General features: G+C 36.8%; 16 protein-coding genes. 10 read left to right on the plus strand and 6 right to left on the minus strand.

Features of this window, described 5'->3' with window-relative positions; translation table 11 throughout:
* Positions 1-90: 90 nt before the first annotated feature.
* Together C8K15_RS00005 and C8K15_RS00010 are read right to left on the minus strand one after the other, a co-directional pair.
* Complete coding sequence (locus tag C8K15_RS00005; protein ID WP_108584112.1) at positions 91-576, minus strand: hypothetical protein; 486 nt, start codon at positions 574-576, stop codon at positions 91-93.
* A gap of 382 nt (positions 577-958) precedes the next feature.
* Positions 959-2,347: an LVIVD repeat-containing protein gene (locus C8K15_RS00010; RefSeq protein WP_108584113.1), complete on the minus strand. Its 1,389-nt coding sequence runs from the start codon at positions 2,345-2,347 to the stop codon at positions 959-961.
* Between the two features lie 292 nt (positions 2,348-2,639).
* Between C8K15_RS00010 and C8K15_RS20140 the strand changes: the two genes are divergently transcribed.
* The gene (locus tag C8K15_RS20140) at positions 2,640-2,795 is read left to right on the plus strand and encodes a hypothetical protein (protein WP_158268235.1); all 156 of its coding nucleotides are present in this window, start codon (positions 2,640-2,642) and stop codon (positions 2,793-2,795) included.
* Positions 2,796-2,981: 186 nt separating this feature from the next.
* On the plus strand, positions 2,982-3,677 hold the full coding sequence (locus C8K15_RS00015; RefSeq protein ID WP_108584115.1) for a GDSL-type esterase/lipase family protein: 696 nt from the start codon (positions 2,982-2,984) through the stop codon (positions 3,675-3,677).
* Between the two features lie 725 nt (positions 3,678-4,402).
* Here the strand turns inward: C8K15_RS00015 and C8K15_RS00025 are convergent.
* Positions 4,403-4,741: an FmdB family zinc ribbon protein gene (locus C8K15_RS00025; RefSeq protein WP_108584118.1), complete on the minus strand. Its 339-nt coding sequence runs from the start codon at positions 4,739-4,741 to the stop codon at positions 4,403-4,405.
* A gap of 269 nt (positions 4,742-5,010) precedes the next feature.
* Here C8K15_RS00025 and C8K15_RS00030 point away from each other — a divergent pair, with 269 nt between their 5' ends.
* The 4 genes from C8K15_RS00030 (at position 5,011) to C8K15_RS21095 (ending at position 7,543) form a co-directional block, all read left to right on the plus strand.
* Positions 5,011-6,348: an esterase/lipase family protein gene (locus C8K15_RS00030; RefSeq protein ID WP_146173626.1), complete on the plus strand. Its 1,338-nt coding sequence runs from the start codon at positions 5,011-5,013 to the stop codon at positions 6,346-6,348.
* Between the two features lie 49 nt (positions 6,349-6,397).
* Positions 6,398-7,156: a type II toxin-antitoxin system SpoIISA family toxin gene (locus C8K15_RS00035; RefSeq protein ID WP_158268236.1), complete on the plus strand. Its 759-nt coding sequence runs from the start codon at positions 6,398-6,400 to the stop codon at positions 7,154-7,156.
* On the plus strand, positions 7,149-7,331 hold the full coding sequence (locus C8K15_RS00040; RefSeq protein WP_108584123.1) for a hypothetical protein: 183 nt from the start codon (positions 7,149-7,151) through the stop codon (positions 7,329-7,331). Before C8K15_RS00035 ends, C8K15_RS00040 begins: the two co-directional genes overlap by 8 nt.
* A gap of 77 nt (positions 7,332-7,408) precedes the next feature.
* Positions 7,409-7,543 (plus strand): hypothetical protein, encoded by a 135-nt coding sequence (locus C8K15_RS21095; RefSeq protein WP_255421014.1) that lies wholly within the window; start codon positions 7,409-7,411, stop codon positions 7,541-7,543.
* 122 nt (positions 7,544-7,665) lie between these two features.
* Here C8K15_RS21095 and C8K15_RS21100 read toward each other — a convergent pair whose 3' ends face one another.
* From C8K15_RS21100 to C8K15_RS00055, 3 genes are all read right to left on the minus strand, one after another.
* Positions 7,666-7,794, minus strand: a complete 129-nt coding sequence (locus C8K15_RS21100) for a hypothetical protein (RefSeq protein WP_255421015.1) — start codon at positions 7,792-7,794, stop codon at positions 7,666-7,668.
* 711 nt (positions 7,795-8,505) lie between these two features.
* The gene (locus tag C8K15_RS00050; RefSeq protein WP_108584126.1) at positions 8,506-11,814 is read right to left on the minus strand and encodes a GH36-type glycosyl hydrolase domain-containing protein; all 3,309 of its coding nucleotides are present in this window, start codon (positions 11,812-11,814) and stop codon (positions 8,506-8,508) included.
* A 2-nt stretch (positions 11,815-11,816) separates the two neighbouring features.
* Positions 11,817-13,997, minus strand: coding sequence for a glycoside hydrolase family 3 N-terminal domain-containing protein (locus C8K15_RS00055; RefSeq protein ID WP_108584128.1), 2,181 nt, complete (start codon positions 13,995-13,997; stop codon positions 11,817-11,819).
* Positions 13,998-14,394: 397 nt separating this feature from the next.
* Here C8K15_RS00055 and C8K15_RS00060 point away from each other — a divergent pair, with 397 nt between their 5' ends.
* From C8K15_RS00060 to C8K15_RS00075, 4 genes are all read left to right on the plus strand, one after another.
* Complete coding sequence (locus C8K15_RS00060; RefSeq protein ID WP_108584129.1) at positions 14,395-15,627, plus strand: sugar ABC transporter substrate-binding protein; 1,233 nt, start codon at positions 14,395-14,397, stop codon at positions 15,625-15,627.
* 155 nt (positions 15,628-15,782) lie between these two features.
* Positions 15,783-16,685: a carbohydrate ABC transporter permease gene (locus C8K15_RS00065; protein WP_108584130.1), complete on the plus strand. Its 903-nt coding sequence runs from the start codon at positions 15,783-15,785 to the stop codon at positions 16,683-16,685.
* Positions 16,686-16,893: 208 nt separating this feature from the next.
* On the plus strand, positions 16,894-17,724 hold the full coding sequence (locus C8K15_RS00070; protein ID WP_108584131.1) for a carbohydrate ABC transporter permease: 831 nt from the start codon (positions 16,894-16,896) through the stop codon (positions 17,722-17,724).
* 91 nt (positions 17,725-17,815) lie between these two features.
* Entirely contained in the window at positions 17,816-18,799 is a 984-nt protein-coding gene (locus tag C8K15_RS00075; RefSeq protein ID WP_108584133.1) for a LacI family DNA-binding transcriptional regulator, read from the plus strand.
* Positions 18,800-18,823 lie beyond the last annotated feature (24 nt).

An 18,823-nucleotide genomic window follows, 5' to 3' on the forward strand; every position in this document is an offset into this window, starting at 1 on the left:
GATAGCTATCGGATGAAAAATAGACAGCATTTGTTTTCGGCAAAAGTGTAAAGGGGAAATTAGCGGAAAGTGTAAAATTCTACTTGACGGTTACAGTTGGTTTAAAGTCATAGTATTAGCAGTAGTAAGGTTATCGTTGTATTCCTTTTCATAATAATTACTTTCTTCGAAGCCTGCTTTTATTTCATAAGATATATCTTCAGAATTATATTGATCCCAGATTTCTATATAATATGTTCCTTTAGGGAGTCCGACTTGGGTTGAAGCATATCCTTCAACTAGTCCACTGTCATCCGTAGAAACATTTTCATAAACTACACCTTTATTATCTAGGATTGTCCCGTACCAAGATCCATTATTATGATGCTTTATAGATAAAGTAACATTACCATCACCTGGTAGAGTTATTTTATAAAAATCCGAATCATATGAATTGTCTAGTTTTCCTTGATGAGTTTTATTTAACTCGAGTTGGACTGCATTCTCCATAGCAGCATGGGCAAAATCTGTTTTCAAAGAAAAGAAACAACAAATTAATAAAGTGAAAACTGAAATTATTTTTAAAAATTGGTTCAAAAATACCATTCCCCTCTGTTATTAAATACCTATTTAAGATTACAATATTTACCGTTCTGTGTATATAAATTTCTAGAAAATCTTGTTATATATTAAAATAGTTATATTATTTGATTGCAAAAAAAAAAACAAAAGAGCCAAATGTATCTCAAATGAATTTGCCATTAAAATTTTGTATTCGATGCCTCTAATCGATTCTGTCATTGGATATTCAAAGTAAACAAATACAAAGCAACTTACCATTCAGAGGGTTTCGAAAAATCTAGACAATACACTGAAAACGTCTTCGATAAAGTACAAAACAGCGGCTGAAATTACTTCAGCCGCTGTTTCTGTATAGATGTCTATCGATTCTTTTTTTTAGAAGAAAGGCTATTTAGGTTTATCTAGCCTTATTAGCGTTGTTTACATTCTCAGGGTTATAACCATTTTTTTGTAACACTTTTAGTCCTGATCCCATATCAGATGCAAGAACGTAATTTCGATCTACAAAGACTCCCCAGATATTTGATTTACTTGGAATGTATGAGCCAGTTTCAACTGGATTGGATTCATCTGTAATATCGACTACTCGAACACCACCGGAATAGTGGGATAGGTAAAGTGTATTTCCATGTACTTTCGGGTCATGGACAGTTGCTCCACCAGGGATTTTTTCTGTGAAATCAGTTTTGAATGTGCTAAGGAGTTTTGGATTCGTTTTGTCTTTAATGTCATAGATCATTGTGTAACCATAAGCTGATTCGAATCCATTTCTGACTGGTCCGAAAACTTCGCGTGTTTCAACCAGAACGTTACCGCCTTTTGCTAGGTCCATGGAATGTGCTGAACCTTGAACATTAGAGCCAAAGTCTGTTTTACCTAAGTAGACAGGGTTCTTAGCATCACTAATATCTAGAATAATGGTACCTAAATCCCAATAAGAAAGGTAAGCAGTTTTTCCGGTTCCATCAGTTTTTACACTGTGTGCAAAAGCAGTTCTTTGGATACCTTCTTCATCCGTCCAATTATATCCGTCGTAATTTTCATCGCTAACTTCTGGGATATAATCACGTGGGTTAAATTCATAAATGGTTTCTGGATTTGCTGGATTAGTTACATCTACAAATGAAACATCCATATTCTCTCCGTGTGAGTAGAAATCAGCATAACAATCAGCAGTTAATACGTAAATGTTATTCCCTTGAACCGTTAAATACAGTTCATGTGTACCACGTGCTGGAGAAGGGGACTCCCAGAATCCTAATTCCTTAGGCTCTTTTGGATTCGTCACATCGTATAGGACGAAACCGCCTTTCGTATTCGGATTGTTACGATCAAGTTGTTGTACACTGACAACTGCTAAATCACCTTTAAAATCAGGTGTGTTGACAGTTTTCACAATCACCTTTTCTTGCCAAGTGCCTTCAATCCCGCCAAATGATGAAACTTCGACAGGATTAGAAGGATCTTTCATGTCAAATACGCGGACACCGCCAGCGCCACCATTTGCTGAGTGTGTTCCCAGATATGCGAATCCTTTATGAGCGTAAACATCTGCAGTAGAGTTTTTAACTCCGTTAAGTTCTTTCAAAGGAACCGCTGCAACTTCTTTCAGATTACCTACATTTTTACTTCCTTCTAACAACGGCACCCGCAATTCACTACCAGCTAAATTATCACCTTTTTCTACCGAACCACCTAGTTCGTCATGGGCAAATACAGTTGTTCCTGTAACAGAAAAAGTTAAAGCTCCTGCCAAAGCAGTTCGAATCCAAAAAGCACTCTTCATCAAAATTCCTCCTTCTATTTAGTAATCCTCTTTTTCGGATATTAAGTCTCCCGAAACAGTATAATTGCATTTTACAGAATATTTGGAAATATTCACATCATTCTTTATTACTAATTAACAATTTATGACAATATACCTGGAATGACATGGGAAAAGTGTGAATGAGCCTGTTTTTTGGAAGTTAATTTAGTAGTACGTTTATTTGTTGCAAATTTTATGGTCATAATGTAATGGTTTGAAGTATGAATTTGGAGTATGTAGGGCGAGGGATTAGTAGTAATCGAAAAATTGGATGGGATTTTTGATGAACGATTGCTCAGTTGGAAAATATGAGGTCCAAGTTGGAAAAAAGGGCAGCCAAGTTGGAAAATTTGAATGCCAAGTTGGAAAAATCACACTCCAAGTTGGAATCGAGATAAAACACCGAACGAAGTCACAAAATCAGTAATAGATTATAAAATGATTAGCGAAATTATATCTTCGACTGATACTTTTGTGGAAACAGAGAAATTTAAGCAAAAGTAATAATTTTCAATAAAGTTTAAGGGTGTTCGATATCGGTAATACTACTATATAAATATAGCAAATATAGTAATTCCAAAAATAGGTTGGAAGAGAAATAGGAAGTGTACATATGAAGAAGTTTAAAGTTTGGTTCATCCTGTCTTTAGTGATGAACTTATTGTTAATTGGTATAGGTAGTTTTATTGTGTATAAACAAGGCGGAATGGCTGTTGTTAAAAAATTCTTTTCTTCAGAAGAGTATTCGGAATACTATATTCAGAAGAAGGTTTCATTCGAGTCTTATGATTATCCTGATGTGGATAAAGTATTTCTCGGGGATAGCATCACGGATCATGGGGAATTACAAACATATTTTCCAGGTGAAGTCGTTTTGAATCGAGGAATTGTAGAAGATGACACGAAGGGTGTTTTGAATCGAATCGATGAAGTGGTGAAACGTAATCCAGAAGAAGTCTATATATTGGTAGGGATAAATGATATTGGCGGTAATGTTGATATCGAGGAGTATCACAAGAATATGGAAAAGATTATTCAATCTTTTGATCACTCGTCGACCAAAGTGATTGTGCAGTCGATTCTTCCTGTTAATAACCAGAAGTTTGAAAAAAAGATTTCAAATGAAACGGTTCATCAATTCAATGAAGTGCTTCAACAATTGGCAAAAGAAAATGACATTCAATATGTAGATTTGAATCGACATTTTGAAAATGCTTACGGTCAGTTAAAGAAAGAGTACACAGTGGACGGAATTCACTTAACTGGTGATGGATATGATGTGTGGATGGAGAAATTGAAATCAAAATGAATGAATGGAGCGGCCGATATTACTTCGGTCGCTTTTTAAAATTGTTTTTATATTGCCCATAATTTTTGATGTTCGCAAAACTATAAGGTTACTTTGTAAAGGTCTCGTTTTCACGCAAACTTTTACGAACTCTTCTTATAACCCTTTAATCATTCAGGAATTTACCGCCTTAGTGTTAAATTCTTGTTTTTTGCTTGAACTAAGTCACCGTATGTCGAACAACTAATTAATTAACATCACAAGTTTTGTACTTTTAGAGATTTTTGGAAACCTTGAATTCATATCTCTAATTAACACAGTGTATGAAAACATAATAATTCCAATTAATATTCCTTTCATAATATCTGCTTTGCTTAAACTATTAAATGATTTATTGAAGTTTTCATTCAGATAAAAGATGCAAATTCCAAAAATTGAATGAAGAAAGAAAAGATATAAGAAATATTTTATTTGCACCATAGACTCATTACTCCTTAAAAATTTTATGTAATCGAAAATTCTAGTGAATGGTTTTAGCTGCTCTTTTAAACTGCGTTACTAAATAAACGTGGGACTGCACCATTAATTTGATAGATAATTAGTGATAATTAAATTATTGACAGCGATTTCTATTTATCGGGCTATAAAGGAGTAGTAAATAAAAGAATTTTCCAGGCATTACATACATTAAGCAGTCGAAGAGTATCATCTTCGACTGCTTTTTTGTATTGTATAACTTAAATTAATTATTTAAGTTGTAAAATGCCTTTTGACACAATGATACGAGCATTAAATTTTTCATATGATGCATAAATTGGGTAGGCAAATGCAAGGAAGACGAAAGCGGTTGGTATTTTTTCGATAAATGGCCAAAATCCTGCGATATAGGTTTGAAGTGTGACTCCGATGAATATGAAAATAGGTGCAACAATAATCGCTAGCACTAATAGCCAAGGAGTAACTTTTGTTTCTTTGAATTTTGCGCCACAGTGTGGGCATTTCATAGTAAAGGGATTTGAATATTTTTGAAAGGTTTCTTCTGTAATTGAATGGCCGCAGTTCGGGCATGGAAGTGATGAGTCCATAGTAATGATAATCCCCTTAATATAAGAATGTTTTCGTTATTATTATACTAAGAGTTATTCAATTATTAACAGGTACTTTATAATTATGTTATGTAATTTTTTACATAGTATTTATGAATATAGATTGTTTTTTGGCGGCTCGAATTACATCTTTGGCAGCTGATTTTAATTAATAGATCATTATACTTCTTTCGTTATTAAAAACGGTTTCAAGATTCTAAATTGACGGAAGTTTCTTACATTTTGAAGTGTAATAGATTAATATAGTAATGAAATGGTTTATTCACGGAGAGTTAGAAAGGAGCATCAAGATGAATGAGGGGTTTATGTATGTAGAGGGCAGTGAAATTGTTATCAATACACGTTCAGTTCAAGTTGCAAATATAGAAAATGACGAACCATTTATTATTAATGATCAAGAAGTTTCTTTGAAGAAAGTTGAATTAAGTAGTGATTTTATTCATGAGATTCCCTATTCAATGAATAAATTGGTGTACAAAGTTACGATTGATAATTTTAAAGAAGATCGTGATCTTTCCTTTCGGTTAGTTTGTGGTGATGATGAATACTTTTTTGCCATCCAAGAAGATTATCTTCAGTTATTGGACAATGAAAGTAGTGATTATATTGAGTTGTTAAATCAAGTTTCTCCGAAAGTCGAGATATTGAGTCATTCAGATAAGGAGACTGCTGTTGAGGCGAAGATTAATAAACAACAGGTGAATTATTTGTTAGATCATTCAGTAAATCAAAGCCTTTCCACTAATGAACTTGCAAATAAGAACAGTTTTTACATTGTATTAAATAAGTTTAGTAAGGAAACGAGTGAACTCGGTCTGTTTAAGTTACTACCAGATGGAACGTCTTCTTTTCGAAAAGTTAAGGTAGCTGAAGAAGGTGAGCAGGAGATTAGTGAAAAACCTATTGCCATCATCGTTCACGGATTGGTTTCAAGTATTAGCGATTCCTATTTTAGTTTGTTTGACTATCTTCAAAAGGCTTATGAAGTATATGGGTTTGAGTACCTTACTGTCGATGAGCGTATAAGTGTAAATGGAGAATTTTTAGCTAGTGGAGTGAATTATTTAAAGAAAAAGTATCCCGATAAAGAGATACTCATTGTTTCCCATAGTATGGGCGGATTAGTGAGTAGGTCAGCAACTAGTAAATATGCGGCCCCGTTTAATAAATTGATAATGGCTGGTACACCTAATAATGGTTCGATTCTAATCACTGTACCGATATTAGCGAGGATGTGTTTAATCGCAAACGGTGTTTTTGGAAGTGGTAGGCGCTCAATTAAAAGTGAAGACTTTTGGGATTTAATAAGAGAGAAAAAATTAAGAGGTTTCGAAGATCTTGCGAATGATTCGGGGTTTGTTACGGAATTAAATGCTGCTGATATTTTAGATTCTGACAAGAAGTACTTTGCCATAACAGGAAAGTATTTGGGTCTTTCAAATGATATTTTAGTAAATATTGATAATATGATATCCGTGAATGAAATAAAGATGGCTCACATTTCCACGAGTTGGAATCATTTTAATTACTATGAAGGTGAGGAAGTTAAGAATTACGTTGGAGAAGCAATTAGGTATTTAAAGTGAGGAATATTTGTTAGATAGAACAAATAGAATTTGAAAAGGGTTGATTGAAGTGTTAATCTTTATTAAAATTTTAGTTTGGATCGTTTTTACCGCATTGATATTTTACATTATATTTAGCTGGAAAGGAAAAATCAATTCAACCAATTTAACTTCAATTCGGAAAACTTGGTATGGAATATTCCTTTTTGGTGCATTAGTATATTGGACAGACAAGCCCAGCAGTATAATAAGCGATTGGAAAAATTATTTAATTGTTGCAGTCATTTTTATGTTGGTGGATGCTTTTATATTTTTAAGTCTATATTTAAAAAAGGTTGGAAATAATGAGCTACACAGTCTTCCTGAGACTATTAATGAATTAAGTGATAAAATAGGTGATAATAAAGAAAAAATACGAATAACACGTAGTATTTTGCTTAGCGACTCGATAATCGGGTATTATGAAAGTAACGAAGAATACTTTGATGGATTGAAAAGTATCATTCAAGAATATGCTGAATGTGAAAGATTAATCATTAAATTCTTTAGCTATAACACCAAGTTGGAAAAAGAAGAATTAATGAATCGACACAAAAGAAAGAACTTTATAAATATTGATACTCAACTTAATTTATTGGAGACTTATTATAGTAGTGACAGTAAATTAGCTTTGTATCCTTTTACATTGAATGATTCCATTTATGTATTAGAGATTAGAACGACTAAGTCAATTAGTGAGGTCGATATTTTACTGGTGGATATATTAATTAATATGTTTACCCTATCTTCTGAGCTTTACATTATAGAGGGAGGAATATCAAATGACTAATTATGTAGTTGACCGCGAGGGAGAATATCACAGAAAAATGAATATTAAAAGATCAATCGTTACTTCTCCTAAAGTTGGTCAAAGTCCAGAAACAAAACGGTTGAAGGAATTAAAGAAGGAAATTTCTCAAAGTATTAATAAATCTAAACTTGTATTAGGTAAAGATTTCGAATGAAAATTCACAACGAATTCGTTGTGAATTTTTTTGTTTCACCGCATATACTAAATAAAAAAGGGGTAAGGTGGTTATTCTTGGAAAAAAAGAAGCAGTCAATGAAATTAATTTCCGGAAAAATTCATCCTTCACCTTCGGACATTGCCCTTATAAAGAAAAAAGAAGAGGTTTTAAGTTTCTTGGAGAAAATTAAAAGAACCATATTTTTATAAATGACAGGGTAAGAATTGACTGAAAGATTAATAGGGTGATAGGAAGAAAGAAGCGGCCAAATGCATGTTGGTCGCTTCTGTTTTATCTTTTTATTAAATCATTTTTGTTTGGTGATGGTTCCTTACTTGATGGGATCCACTTTAGTTGCATCCTTGGTATTAAGAGCAAGCGTAAGTGAATAAACAAAGGTTCCGAACAAGATACCTAAGCACATAAGCATTCCAAGAGTGACAGCTAAATAGTACGTCATGTACAACCTCCTTTTTGAAGTATATGCAAGGGGGCTGCACATGATTTATAAAAGATTAGTAGATAGTGGACAAGTTTAGTTGTTATGGAATTTAGAATCAGTGTGTCACCAATAAAAAAGGCTTTGGCTATCTTCAAAAAAGCAGTAATAAGCTTTTCATCATGATATTTTGAAGAGAAAAGTTCTTGTATGGCCCCACCCGCTGTCGCTTGGTGGGTTTTTCTGATGGGAATTTGGATGAGCGATTGTTTAGTTGTAAAATTCTCGTGTTTAGTTGTAAAAATGGGGCATTTAGTTGTAATTTTGAACGGTTTGGTTGTAAAAATCATGGTTTTAGTTGTATTAGTAAAATTATGGACATGAGAGGGTTAGTGTGTCACCAAAAGCAGTAATAAAGGTTTTAAATGATACAGAACGCAAGAAGCTGCCGAAATTGTATCTTAGGCAGCAACTCTTGTTACAGTTTGCATCTTTTCTTTAGTTAACCAGAGTCAAAAAACCACTATGAACGCTAAGGTTGCAGGAGAGCGAAGGGTGCAAAAACGCCGCAAGATTGCCTGTAAGAAAAGAGACGAGTGAGGTGACGTTTAGTCACCTCACTCGTCTTTTCATTCATTCATTAGTTAATGATGCAGCAGGTTGCCACCCATAGCGATCTGGATACCATAGCTTATACTATAATAATTAGCAATCAAGAAACATAGTGGAATCTTAACTCCAAATTTCAATAAGGTTTTCATCATCCGTTAATTCTGCTTCTAACGCTTTTTTCCCAATCTTCACGCCGCCTTGACGATAACGGTTTTGAAGACTCTCAAAATCTACTTCATTTCCGTTAACAGTTAAAGTACCTTCTTGATTAGATAAATGGTAGCGAATCGTTACGGGTTTTCCATAAACGACAAATGAACATTCCAAGCCATCTAATGAAGAAGGAAGGATTGGGTCAATTTCTAAGTGGTCAGCTTGTTGGCGAATGCCTAAACCGTTTGAAATTAACTGGTTCATGTAAATTCCAGGTCCGCTTGAATAAATGCGCCATCCACCTTTAACTGAAACTTGGCCGGTTCTTAATTCGTTGAAGCGGTCTTGTGCTTCATAACGGGTTTTGAAGTTCCCGTCTGAACTACTAAAGTATGCATTGCTTTGGCGTTTTTGAGCATTTGATACGACTTTCGTGATACCGATTGGATTGATTGTTTCAAGACCTTTCCACACTTCTTCTGTGCGACCGAGTTTTGCCATGGCTTCGACAAAACGAATGTGGGCATGTACATATTGCAAGCCGATTTCACGTCCGAAGTTGGATGCTTGTTCTGCACGTTTAAAGTGTTTGCTCACACCGCCTTCGTAATTAGCAGGTCTATTCATTAATCGAACGCCGTCTGGACAGTAGAAATGCTCTTTAATCAAAGCTTCATGGCTAACAGCTTCTTCAGGTGTTAATAATTCACTGATCATACCTCGAGTCATTGGCAATAAACGATAGTTAATGCCTGTTTTATAATCACTTGGGTGAACCATGTTTTCCGGGTTTTCAGGGTCTTCGAAATAAAGAAAACCTGGGATAACGTCTGTGTTTAGCATATACGTTTTAAAGTCTTTTTCGATGCCTTCTGCTAAGTTCATTAACTCATCGGATTCCTGTGGATTCACAGTTTGTAAGCTTGTAGCAAGATTACGAATCGTTTGGAAGGTAAGAGCAACTGTCCAGCTGCTTACCATATATTGTTTAAGTTTTGGATTGGCTGGTTGCAGTGTATCGTCCCAGTCGCCATCTCCATATGAAGAAAGATGTGTGTCATGCAAGAAGTTATCTTTGATCGACTTTATTTGTTTTCTGACATGGTCCATCAATGTGGCGGGTGCAGTGAATGAAAAATCAGAGCGGTTCGTGTAAGGGATTGTCATGTTCAAAATTTCAACGTCATTTGTTGCAGTCAGATAATCCGCCACTACTTTAAGTGGCCACACAATGACGTCGCCGTGGCTATGATCTTGTTGGATTGTTTGATATTTATCAAACATGAACCATTGTGGCCATTCACCTGTATCTTCGTATTGGTGAGAGTACAAGGTTTTAATAATATCTTTTACACTTTCGTATTGATGAGTCGCAAGGAAATATTCGGTTGGTCCCTGACAAACGTCTCTCGTTCCCCAAGCAGCTCCACCGTATTGCTCGAGACCGTGTGGAACGGAATAGTGAACGAGCATATTGTGCGTATACCACCAGGAGATTGCGTTTACTTTTTCAACAGATTCTTGATTAGCAGGTAGTGACAAAGAAAATCCATTCATCACGCCTTTGTAGTACGTTTGATAACGTGATTTTTCAAGGTCGAAATCAAGCTCCTCGAAATGGTCGAATTCGCCAACTAATGACCCTTCCATCGTTAAGGTCCAGTTGCTCGTGGTGTTGATTTCTAAAGAAACGAGTGAGGCTTCTTTTAGTTTAGATACAGTCATATCAGCCCCATGAAGTTTAAAACGATAAGCAAGATTAGGATGTACATGGGCACTGTCAGAAGTTGAATCTGCTGCAACGATAAATGAATTGTCGTTTTCAACCTCTAAGTGGAAAGGAGCTTCATATTCATTGTTATTCATCGTTATTTGATTGGTGACCATGAAATCATACGACTTATTATGTGAAGAAGAAACATGCAAAGTTACTGCTTTTTTATCAACAACAGTAAAGCTCGTAATGGTCAGTTCGTCGTCAGCAAGCTTATAAATCCAGCGAGCATAATTGAATCCTAGTTCGTAAACAGCTGGCATCGTCAATAATTGATACTCGCCATCAAGTTTTACATAAATACGCTGACCCGATGTCTTCATGATATTTAAGGGATTGCGAACATTGGATAATAGTTTGTTCATCGATGTATTTCCTAAAACGAGCTGGGCATTAAATACGCCCGGCATATAAGAAGTGGAAGTGATAACCGGTTCACCGAGTTGATGATTTTCTCCACTCATCAGGATATGGCCATGTGAACGTTCTAATTGAAGCTCTTTTTCTTTCATCACAACATGTTCATACGTTGGTGTAAAAAAGGATAACAATGACTCGCCATCCCATTCTTCTAATAGTTTCTCTGGATAAAGCGCATCAAGCTCAGCTGATGTCATCGCCGAAGATGAAATGGTTCCGGCTCCTGAGAAAGCTAGATCATGAGGTGAATCAAGCGTCTTAAATGAAACCTCTTCTTTCTCTATTCCATCCCAAGCATGTTGGATTTCTTGTATAAATAATGGGTTCTTCACTGCATTTGGATGGTGGCTAGCAACCGCACCATAAAATACAAATGAAGTCTTCCCTGTGAGACTTATTTTTTCACTTTGTAGAGCTGTATAAGCAAATTCATATTGATACGTTTCATTCGCTAAAGAAGCCTTTGTTAAAGCTTCGGGGATATCGGTTTCTTTGTAACTTAAACCGAAAAATTGAAATCCATCTGTAGAGTAGCCGACATTTTTCTCTAATGATCCTTGTTGAAGGTAAGGGAAGTAGTCACCTTGTTGCTGATTTTGCCGTGTGCACACGGTAAAACCAGTCGTATCTTCAAATACGGCATGGTCTAAGTACTGAGCGTTATATGCTTCGTTAGAACGAAGCGCATTTATGTGAGCCACTCCTACATCTTGTCCATACACCAAGTCCACATCAAGCTGTTCTCCGTCTAAGTTTACTTCCCAAAACCACATTTGTTCATTGGCCAAATGGAAGATCACTTCATAGTCAATCCCGGGAACAGTCCCAGCCCACTTTGCCTTATTTGCAGAAGTCGAAAAAGTACTCGTCGATTTCACACCAAGAAGGGGGTAGAAGTCTATTTTGTCGTTACTAAAAATGCGCAAGAAAATATTATTGATTGAGCCGTCGATGGCATTACCAATAAGCTGGTTAACCATCATGTTTTTATGGGAGATAGTTGATACATCTCCTGAGGGAAGAAAATTCACTTGTGTATCACCAGTTTGAAGTTGGTATGTCTTATTTGTATATGCAGTCATGGTTAGTTCCTCCCTTGTGATATCAATTGGAATGAATGTGAAAGGACATCTTTGCTATTCGTTCCTACATATAAAACGAATGAGCCATTATCACTCTTAAATGAAAGGTCCGCATGGTGGTAACGAAGTTGATCTTCGGTAATCGTAAAGGTCACTTGTTGCGTTTCGCCAGGCTCGAGTATAATGCTTTGGTAGCCTTTTAATTCTTTCAATGGTCGAACTACTTCTCCAACGACATCTTGAATATAAAACTGAACAATTTCTTCACCAGTGAAGTGACCAATATTTGAAACAGACGCAGTCGCTGTGATTTCAGAGTCCTTCGTTAGTTGAGTCGAAGTAAGTTCAAGGTCTGAATAGCTAAACTGCGTATAACTTAATCCGAAGCCGAAAGGGAACAACGGATCGTTTGGTGCATCTAGATATTGAGATACATAGCGTTCTTGTGCATCGGGTGCACCTTGTGGTCGACCTGTATTGAAGTGATTATAGTAAACGGGTACTTGTCCAACGTTATCAGGGAAAGACATCGTCAGTTTTCCTGAAGGAATTGTTACACCATAAAGAAGGTCTAAAAGTGCATTTCCGCCTTCACTTCCTGGGTACCACGCTTCAAGCACGGCATCACTGTATTCAATGACTCCATGAAGGTCGAGTGGACGTCCATTAAATAAAAGCGTAATAATTGGTTTTCCACAAGTGGCTAATGCTTTTAGCAACTCCAGTTGAGGAGCGGGCAATTGAATGTTCGTTCGACAACCTGCTTCGCCACTCATTTCACTATCTTCACCAACTGCGACAACAATTACATCAGCATTCGACGCTGCTTGAACAGCTTCTTCCAGCTGTTGTTGTGTAATCGTTTCTACATGGCAACCAGTGGCAACATTCAGCTGATTAGTAGGAAGATGTTTTTCAAATGCTTGCTTTAATGTCACGGCTTCTTCTCTAACCCCAAGTGCTGACCAAGGCCCTAAAATATCGCCGCTATCCGCAAATGGTCCGATTAATGCAATATTCTTGTTGCTAGTAAGAGGGAGTATGTGATTGTCGTTTTTCAATAGAACACAAGATTTGGTTGCGAGTTCACGTGATACTTGAAGATGATCTGGATGGCTGACCACTTGTTGTTCAAGCTCCACATCAGCGCCCCTATAAGGTTGTTCAAATAATCCGAGTTTCTCTTTTAATGTAAGAATGCGAAGAACTGATTCGTCAATTATGCTTTCCTCAATCGCACCTTCCGTCACAAGTTCAGCTAAATGTTGAACATAACAGGCAGTCATCATTTCAATATCGACACCCGCTTTTATTGCTTTCAATGCGGCTTCTTTGTCATCTTCAGCAACGCCATGAGGAATCAATTCCTTTACGGCGCCCCAATCCGAGATTAGAACGCCATCAAAGCCCCATTCTTCACGAAGTAGACTTCTCATTAACTTCTCATTACCTGTTGCAGGAATGCCATCTACTGTATTAAACGCAGTCATGACCATTTCACAACCTTCATCAAGAGCGGCTTTATAGGCAGGGAGATACGATTCTCTAAGTTGTCTTTCTGAAAGATCCACAGTGTTGTAATCTCGACCTGCTTCAGCAGCCCCATAAGCGGCGAAATGTTTGACACAAGCAGCTACAGATTGAAGGTCGTTTGATAAGTCTTGCCCTTGAAATCCATTGACAAAGGCTTTCGCGAATACTTGATTTAAATAAGGATCTTCACCTGTCGATTCCATCACGCGTCCCCAACGAGGGTCACGAACTAAATCGACCATTGGAGCAAATGTAACATGTACACCAGAAACTGCGGCTTCTTTTGCTGCGATTTCTGCACTTTTTTGAGCAAGCTCAGTGTCCCAACTACATGCGATTGCTAAAGGCACTGGGAAAATGGTTTTGTATCCATGAATAATATCCGCCATGAACAACAGAGGGATACCAAGTCGATTATTTTCTAGATGTTTCTTTTGAATCGAAATTACTTCAGCAGCACCCGAGACACCGAGTACGGAACCAGCGTGTTCAATATTTTCGACGCTGATCGGCATTGCAGCCATCGGTCCGGTTATATGCCCTTGCTCAGTTGAGCCTTTGAAGAAAGGTCCTGCAAGCTGAAGTAACTGAGCGATTTTTTCATTTAATGTCATCTGTTTCATCAGGCTTTGAATGGTTGAAGTAGTCATTAAATAACCTCCATCTACTATAGTTTGTGAAACGTTTCACTTTGACGTGATCTATACGATTCTTCCTTATTACAATATAAAAGGGATACATTCAACTGTATCGTGTAGCTTAATAGTAGAACTATATTCAGAACAAAGATAGGAATTTAAGGACTGTATATGATTATTTTCAAATAATAAGAGAAATATATTCTAAACAATGCTGTGTTTTCTATTATGCAAATGGAAATAATTAATTATTTCGAAAAACAGTTGTAAGCGTATTCAATTTTCATTATAATAGAATTATCGAAACGTTTCAACAGCGTAACGATTATATTTATTAAATGATAATATGATGGTTTCAAAGATTCGTTTATTCACACAAGACCAAAATAGAAAAGGAGATGGAAATCAAATGAAGAAAAAAGGATTAGTTTACTCGACGGTTTTAGCAGTTGCATTATCAGGTATTTTAGCTGGTTGTGGTAACGGGGAAAAAGGTAGCGAAGATGGAGACAAAACATTATCAGTCTGGGCAATGGGCGGAGAAGGTAAGCTGCTAAGTGAAATGACAGCAAAATTTGAAGAAGAAAACCCAGGTTTGGATGTAAAAGTACAAGCTATTCCTTGGGATTCTGCTCACGATAAGCTATTAACAGCTGTTGCATCGGGTAATGGGCCTGACGTATTACAACTAGGGACAACATGGGTTTCAGAATTTGCAGATGCAGGTGCATTGCTTGATCTAACTGAACATATGGAAGATCACCCTGAATTTGATCCTAAAAACTATTTTGAAGGTGCTCAATCTTCCATGATGTATGACGATAAAGTAATTGGTATTCCTTGGTATGTAGAAACACGTACGATGTACTATCGCACCGATTTATTAGAAGAAGTAGGGTATTCAGAGCCTCCAGCTACATGGGATGAACTAAAAGATGCTGCTTCTAAACTTTCTAAATCTGGTGACGATGTTTATGGACTGGACATTGATTTAAATGATCAAGTAACACCATTAATCTTTGCATGGCAAAATGGATTTGAATTCGATGCAAAAAATCCTAATTTCTCTTCTCCTGAATTTAAAGGGGCAATGGACTATTACACTAGCTACTTTAAAGAAGGAATTAGTTCACCAGCAAAAGGCGTTGATATTGTACAAGCCTTTAAAGACGGCAAGAAACCAATCTTCTTCAGTGGTCCGTGGATGATTAATGTGTTAAACGATCAAGCGCCTGATTTAGAAGGTAAATGGGCAGTTGCAACAATGCCAGAAAAAGAAAACAACCTATCAAGTATTGGTGGAGCGAACTTCTCTGTATTCCACAATTCTGAAATGGTCGACGAGTCATTAGACTTTATTTCTTATATGAATGAAGTGGATACTCAGTTAGAATGGATGGAAACATCAAACACACTTCCTTCTCGTGTAGAAGCTTGGCAAGATCCGAAACTAGCAGACAATGAGATGTATGCAACATTTGGTGAGCAACTTGAAAGTTCACAAGGTGCACCTCAAATTAAAGAGTGGGAAAAAATCGTCCAAGAATTACTTGCTTCTATTGAAAGAGTTATCAGTGGTGGTGCTGATGTTGAAACAGAACTTAAAGGGTTAGATGAAAAAGCAAAAGGTATGATTAAATAAAGCTAGAATGGTTGAAAATAGATTGACAATCTCCTAAAAGACATCAGGTTGATCCTGCACAAATGATAGGTAAGTGATGAACCAATGATCACTTACCTATTTTTTCAAGATTGTTTTGTCGAAAGGTGAAAGATTGTAAAGGTAGGTGGGGTAAAATGTTAAACCAAATGCTCAAGACTACAATGAGAAATCGTCATCCTTATCTTTTTATTGCACCAGCGTTACTCATTCTTATTTTATTCAGCCTCATTCCGATAACAATTGCGTTTGTTATTAGTTTTACTGACTTGAATCTGAAAGGGTTAGCTGACTGGTCCAGTATTAACTTTATTGGCTTAGAAAACTACACCACATTATTAAAGGATACCGTCTTCCATAAAGCAGTTTTTAACACGCTATTTTACGTAGTAATTGGCGTTCCGCTCGTGATCATCAGTTCACTCGGTATTGCTTTACTGATTAATTACGGTAAAAACTTAATTTTTACGGTTTTCAGAGCCGTGTACTTTATGCCAGCTATTACAAATATCATCGCCGTTGCTGTGGTGTGGGGTTTCCTTTATAACACAGAGTACGGACTATTTAATTACGTCCTTTCCTTGGTAGATGTAGATAAAGTTCCTTGGTTAGAGCAACCGGTATTGGCAAAACTATCTCTTATTGTGCTTGCCGTGTGGAAAGGGATCGGTATCAACATGATCATTTTCTTAGCAGCACTTCAAGGGATTCCAAATTCGTATTATGAAGCGGCTAGAATTGATGGCGCTAAAAGATGGCAAGTGCTTGTTTACATTACCATTCCGCTATTACGTTACTCCATATTCTTCGTTACGGTTACAACTTTGATTGGATGGCTTCAGTTCTTCGAAGAACCATTTATCATGACCCAAGGTGGTCCTCTTGATGGAACCGTCTCAATGGCATTGTTTATTTATCAAAGAGGTTTCCAATTCAGTGAGTTTGGCTATGCCGCAGCAGGATCATTTGTGCTGTTTATTGTCATCATCATTGTGACATTGCTGCAATTCAAGTTGAAGAAAAGTGATGTCGACTATTAAAAGGAAACAACCTATATAGAGTTTCGATGAGTTGATGATTATATGGTCCAGGTTGACGAAGTGACGCTGCAGGTTGTACAAAATGTCTAGCTAGCCTATCTTTCACTTATTACCTGATTTAAAAGGGCAGTTCCACATTTCATGGTATCGTGCTAGATGGCGCTTTCCGCTTTTCTTAATAAATCTATCAGTATCGGAGTGAGATCCAATGCCTTCAGAAAAATCAAAACATACCTTTGAACGATGGGTCGTGACGATCCTGCTGATTATAGGTGGGTTAATCGTATCGTTGCCTTTTATTTGGATGATTTCGAGTTCTTTCAAACCTGAAAGTGAAATATTACAAATGCCACCAACATTGTTTGCAGAAAACCCGACTTTAGATAATTATATAAGTCTATTTACGAATATGAACTTCGGTATTTATTTGAAAAACACTTTAATCATTGTCGCGCTATCGTTTGTTGGATTATTTTTCAACGCAATGGCCGGTTATGGTTTTGCTAAATATAATTTCAAAGGGAAAGATAAAATATTTTACTTAGTACTTGCGACGATGATGATTCCAGGACAAGTTACGATGATTCCTGTGTATCTCCTATTAAATGAAATGGGTCTTATTAACACGATGCTTGGTATTGTGTTGCCAGGACTTGCCGCAGCATTCAGTATCTTTTTGTTTAGAATGTTCATGGCAACGATTCCAACCGATCTTATTGAAGCTGCTAGGCTGGATGGAGCAGGCGAGTTTTATATTTTCTTCCGATTAATTATGCCGATATCTAAGCCAATCTTTGCTGTCCAAGGAATTCTTACATTTATTGCAGCATGGAACAGTTTCTTATGGCCGTTAATCATTGCAAATGATGAATCTCTTTATACGTTATCGGTCGGTTTGTCTTTACTAAAAGGTCAATATGCAAATAACTTTGCTCTTCAAATGGCAGGAGCAGCCTTCATGGTCATTCCGATTATTATTGTATTTTCGTTATTCCAAAAGTATATCGTTGAAGGATTTACCACATCCGGTCTAAAGTAATGAAAAATGACTGAATGACTTGCTTTCAAACGTGTATAATTTAGGAAGGAACAGTAATTAATAGATGTAAAGATTGAATGGAGGAGTAGCTATGGCAACAATCAAAGATGTGGCCAAGCTCGCAGGAGTTGCAATTTCAACCGTATCCTATGCTTTAAATGATAGTACGAGAATTAGCCAAGCAACCAAAGATAAAGTATTGGAAGCAGCTCAACAATTAAACTATCGAAAAAACGGTTTTGCTTCTGACTTAAAGCGAACGAAAACGAATACCATTGCTTTAATCCTTAGCGATTTAGCAGGACCATTTTACTCAGAGCTCACTAAAGGTGTGCAAGAAGTATCGATGACGAATGGATATGACTTAATTGCTTGTAGTTCTCAAGGTGGGGCTGAATCCACAGCAGTTAAGTTCCTTAGAGAGAAGCGCGTCGATGCGGCAATTATTTTAGCTCATAATATTTCAGACGACATCATCATTCAATCAGCACGTAAAGGTTTTCCGATAATATTATTAGATCGTCAGTTGTCGATTGATCATGTCGTTCAAGTAGAAGTGGATAACCATCAAGGTGGGTATGATGCGACCGAACATTTAATTCAACATGGTCATAAAGACATTGCATTTATAAGTGGACCACAAAACGCTCATGATAGTGAAATGAGATATAGCGGCTTTAAAGCTGCTCTCCGTGATCATGATTTACTTCATCAAACGAAATGGCTCATGCAAGGAGATTTCACTAGAGAAGGCGGTTATCGAGCTACTAAAATTCTGATTGCCCAAGGAAACCTACCAAGTGGCGTATTTTATGCGAATGACGAGATGGCCGTTGGCGGCTTGCAAGCATTTAGAGAAAATAAAATAAACGTACCAGGTGACATCTCCATCATTGGATTCGATGACATTCAGCTCGCAGAATTCACCACACCACCATTAACTACAATCAAGCAGCCAAAATACGAAGCGGGCGCATTAGCCATTCATCTGATTTTGCAACAACTATCAGGTCAAATAGTGAATCCCTATTACAAGCTTTCGACTGAATTGATTGTTAGAAAATCAGTGAAATAACAATGAGGGTCTCCCGTTAACGCG

Source organism: Paenisporosarcina sp. OV554, from assembly GCF_003058165.1.
Lineage (GTDB): Bacteria > Bacillota > Bacilli > Bacillales_A > Planococcaceae > Paenisporosarcina.

What these genes read in the sequence shown, in the direction of transcription:
- C8K15_RS00050 (WP_108584126.1), bottom strand. Translation starts at nt 11,814, where the DNA reads ATGACTGCATATACAAATAAGACATACCAACTTCAAACTGGTGATACA.
- C8K15_RS21100 (WP_255421015.1), bottom strand. Translation starts at nt 7,794, where the DNA reads ATGACGTACTATTTAGCTGTCACTCTTGGAATGCTTATGTGCTTAGGT.
- C8K15_RS00075 (WP_108584133.1), top strand. Translation starts at nt 17,816, where the DNA reads ATGGCAACAATCAAAGATGTGGCCAAGCTCGCAGGAGTTGCAATTTCA.
- C8K15_RS00010 (WP_108584113.1), bottom strand. Translation starts at nt 2,347, where the DNA reads ATGAAGAGTGCTTTTTGGATTCGAACTGCTTTGGCAGGAGCTTTAACT.
- C8K15_RS00025 (WP_108584118.1), bottom strand. Translation starts at nt 4,741, where the DNA reads ATGGACTCATCACTTCCATGCCCGAACTGCGGCCATTCAATTACAGAA.
- C8K15_RS00015 (WP_108584115.1), top strand. Translation starts at nt 2,982, where the DNA reads ATGAAGAAGTTTAAAGTTTGGTTCATCCTGTCTTTAGTGATGAACTTA.
- C8K15_RS00055 (WP_108584128.1), bottom strand. Translation starts at nt 13,997, where the DNA reads ATGACTACTTCAACCATTCAAAGCCTGATGAAACAGATGACATTAAAT.
- C8K15_RS00040 (WP_108584123.1), top strand. Translation starts at nt 7,149, where the DNA reads ATGACTAATTATGTAGTTGACCGCGAGGGAGAATATCACAGAAAAATG.
- C8K15_RS00070 (WP_108584131.1), top strand. Translation starts at nt 16,894, where the DNA reads ATGCCTTCAGAAAAATCAAAACATACCTTTGAACGATGGGTCGTGACG.
- C8K15_RS00060 (WP_108584129.1), top strand. Translation starts at nt 14,395, where the DNA reads ATGAAGAAAAAAGGATTAGTTTACTCGACGGTTTTAGCAGTTGCATTA.
- C8K15_RS20140 (WP_158268235.1), top strand. Translation starts at nt 2,640, where the DNA reads ATGGGATTTTTGATGAACGATTGCTCAGTTGGAAAATATGAGGTCCAA.
- C8K15_RS00065 (WP_108584130.1), top strand. Translation starts at nt 15,783, where the DNA reads ATGTTAAACCAAATGCTCAAGACTACAATGAGAAATCGTCATCCTTAT.
- C8K15_RS00030 (WP_146173626.1), top strand. Translation starts at nt 5,011, where the DNA reads ATGAAATGGTTTATTCACGGAGAGTTAGAAAGGAGCATCAAGATGAAT.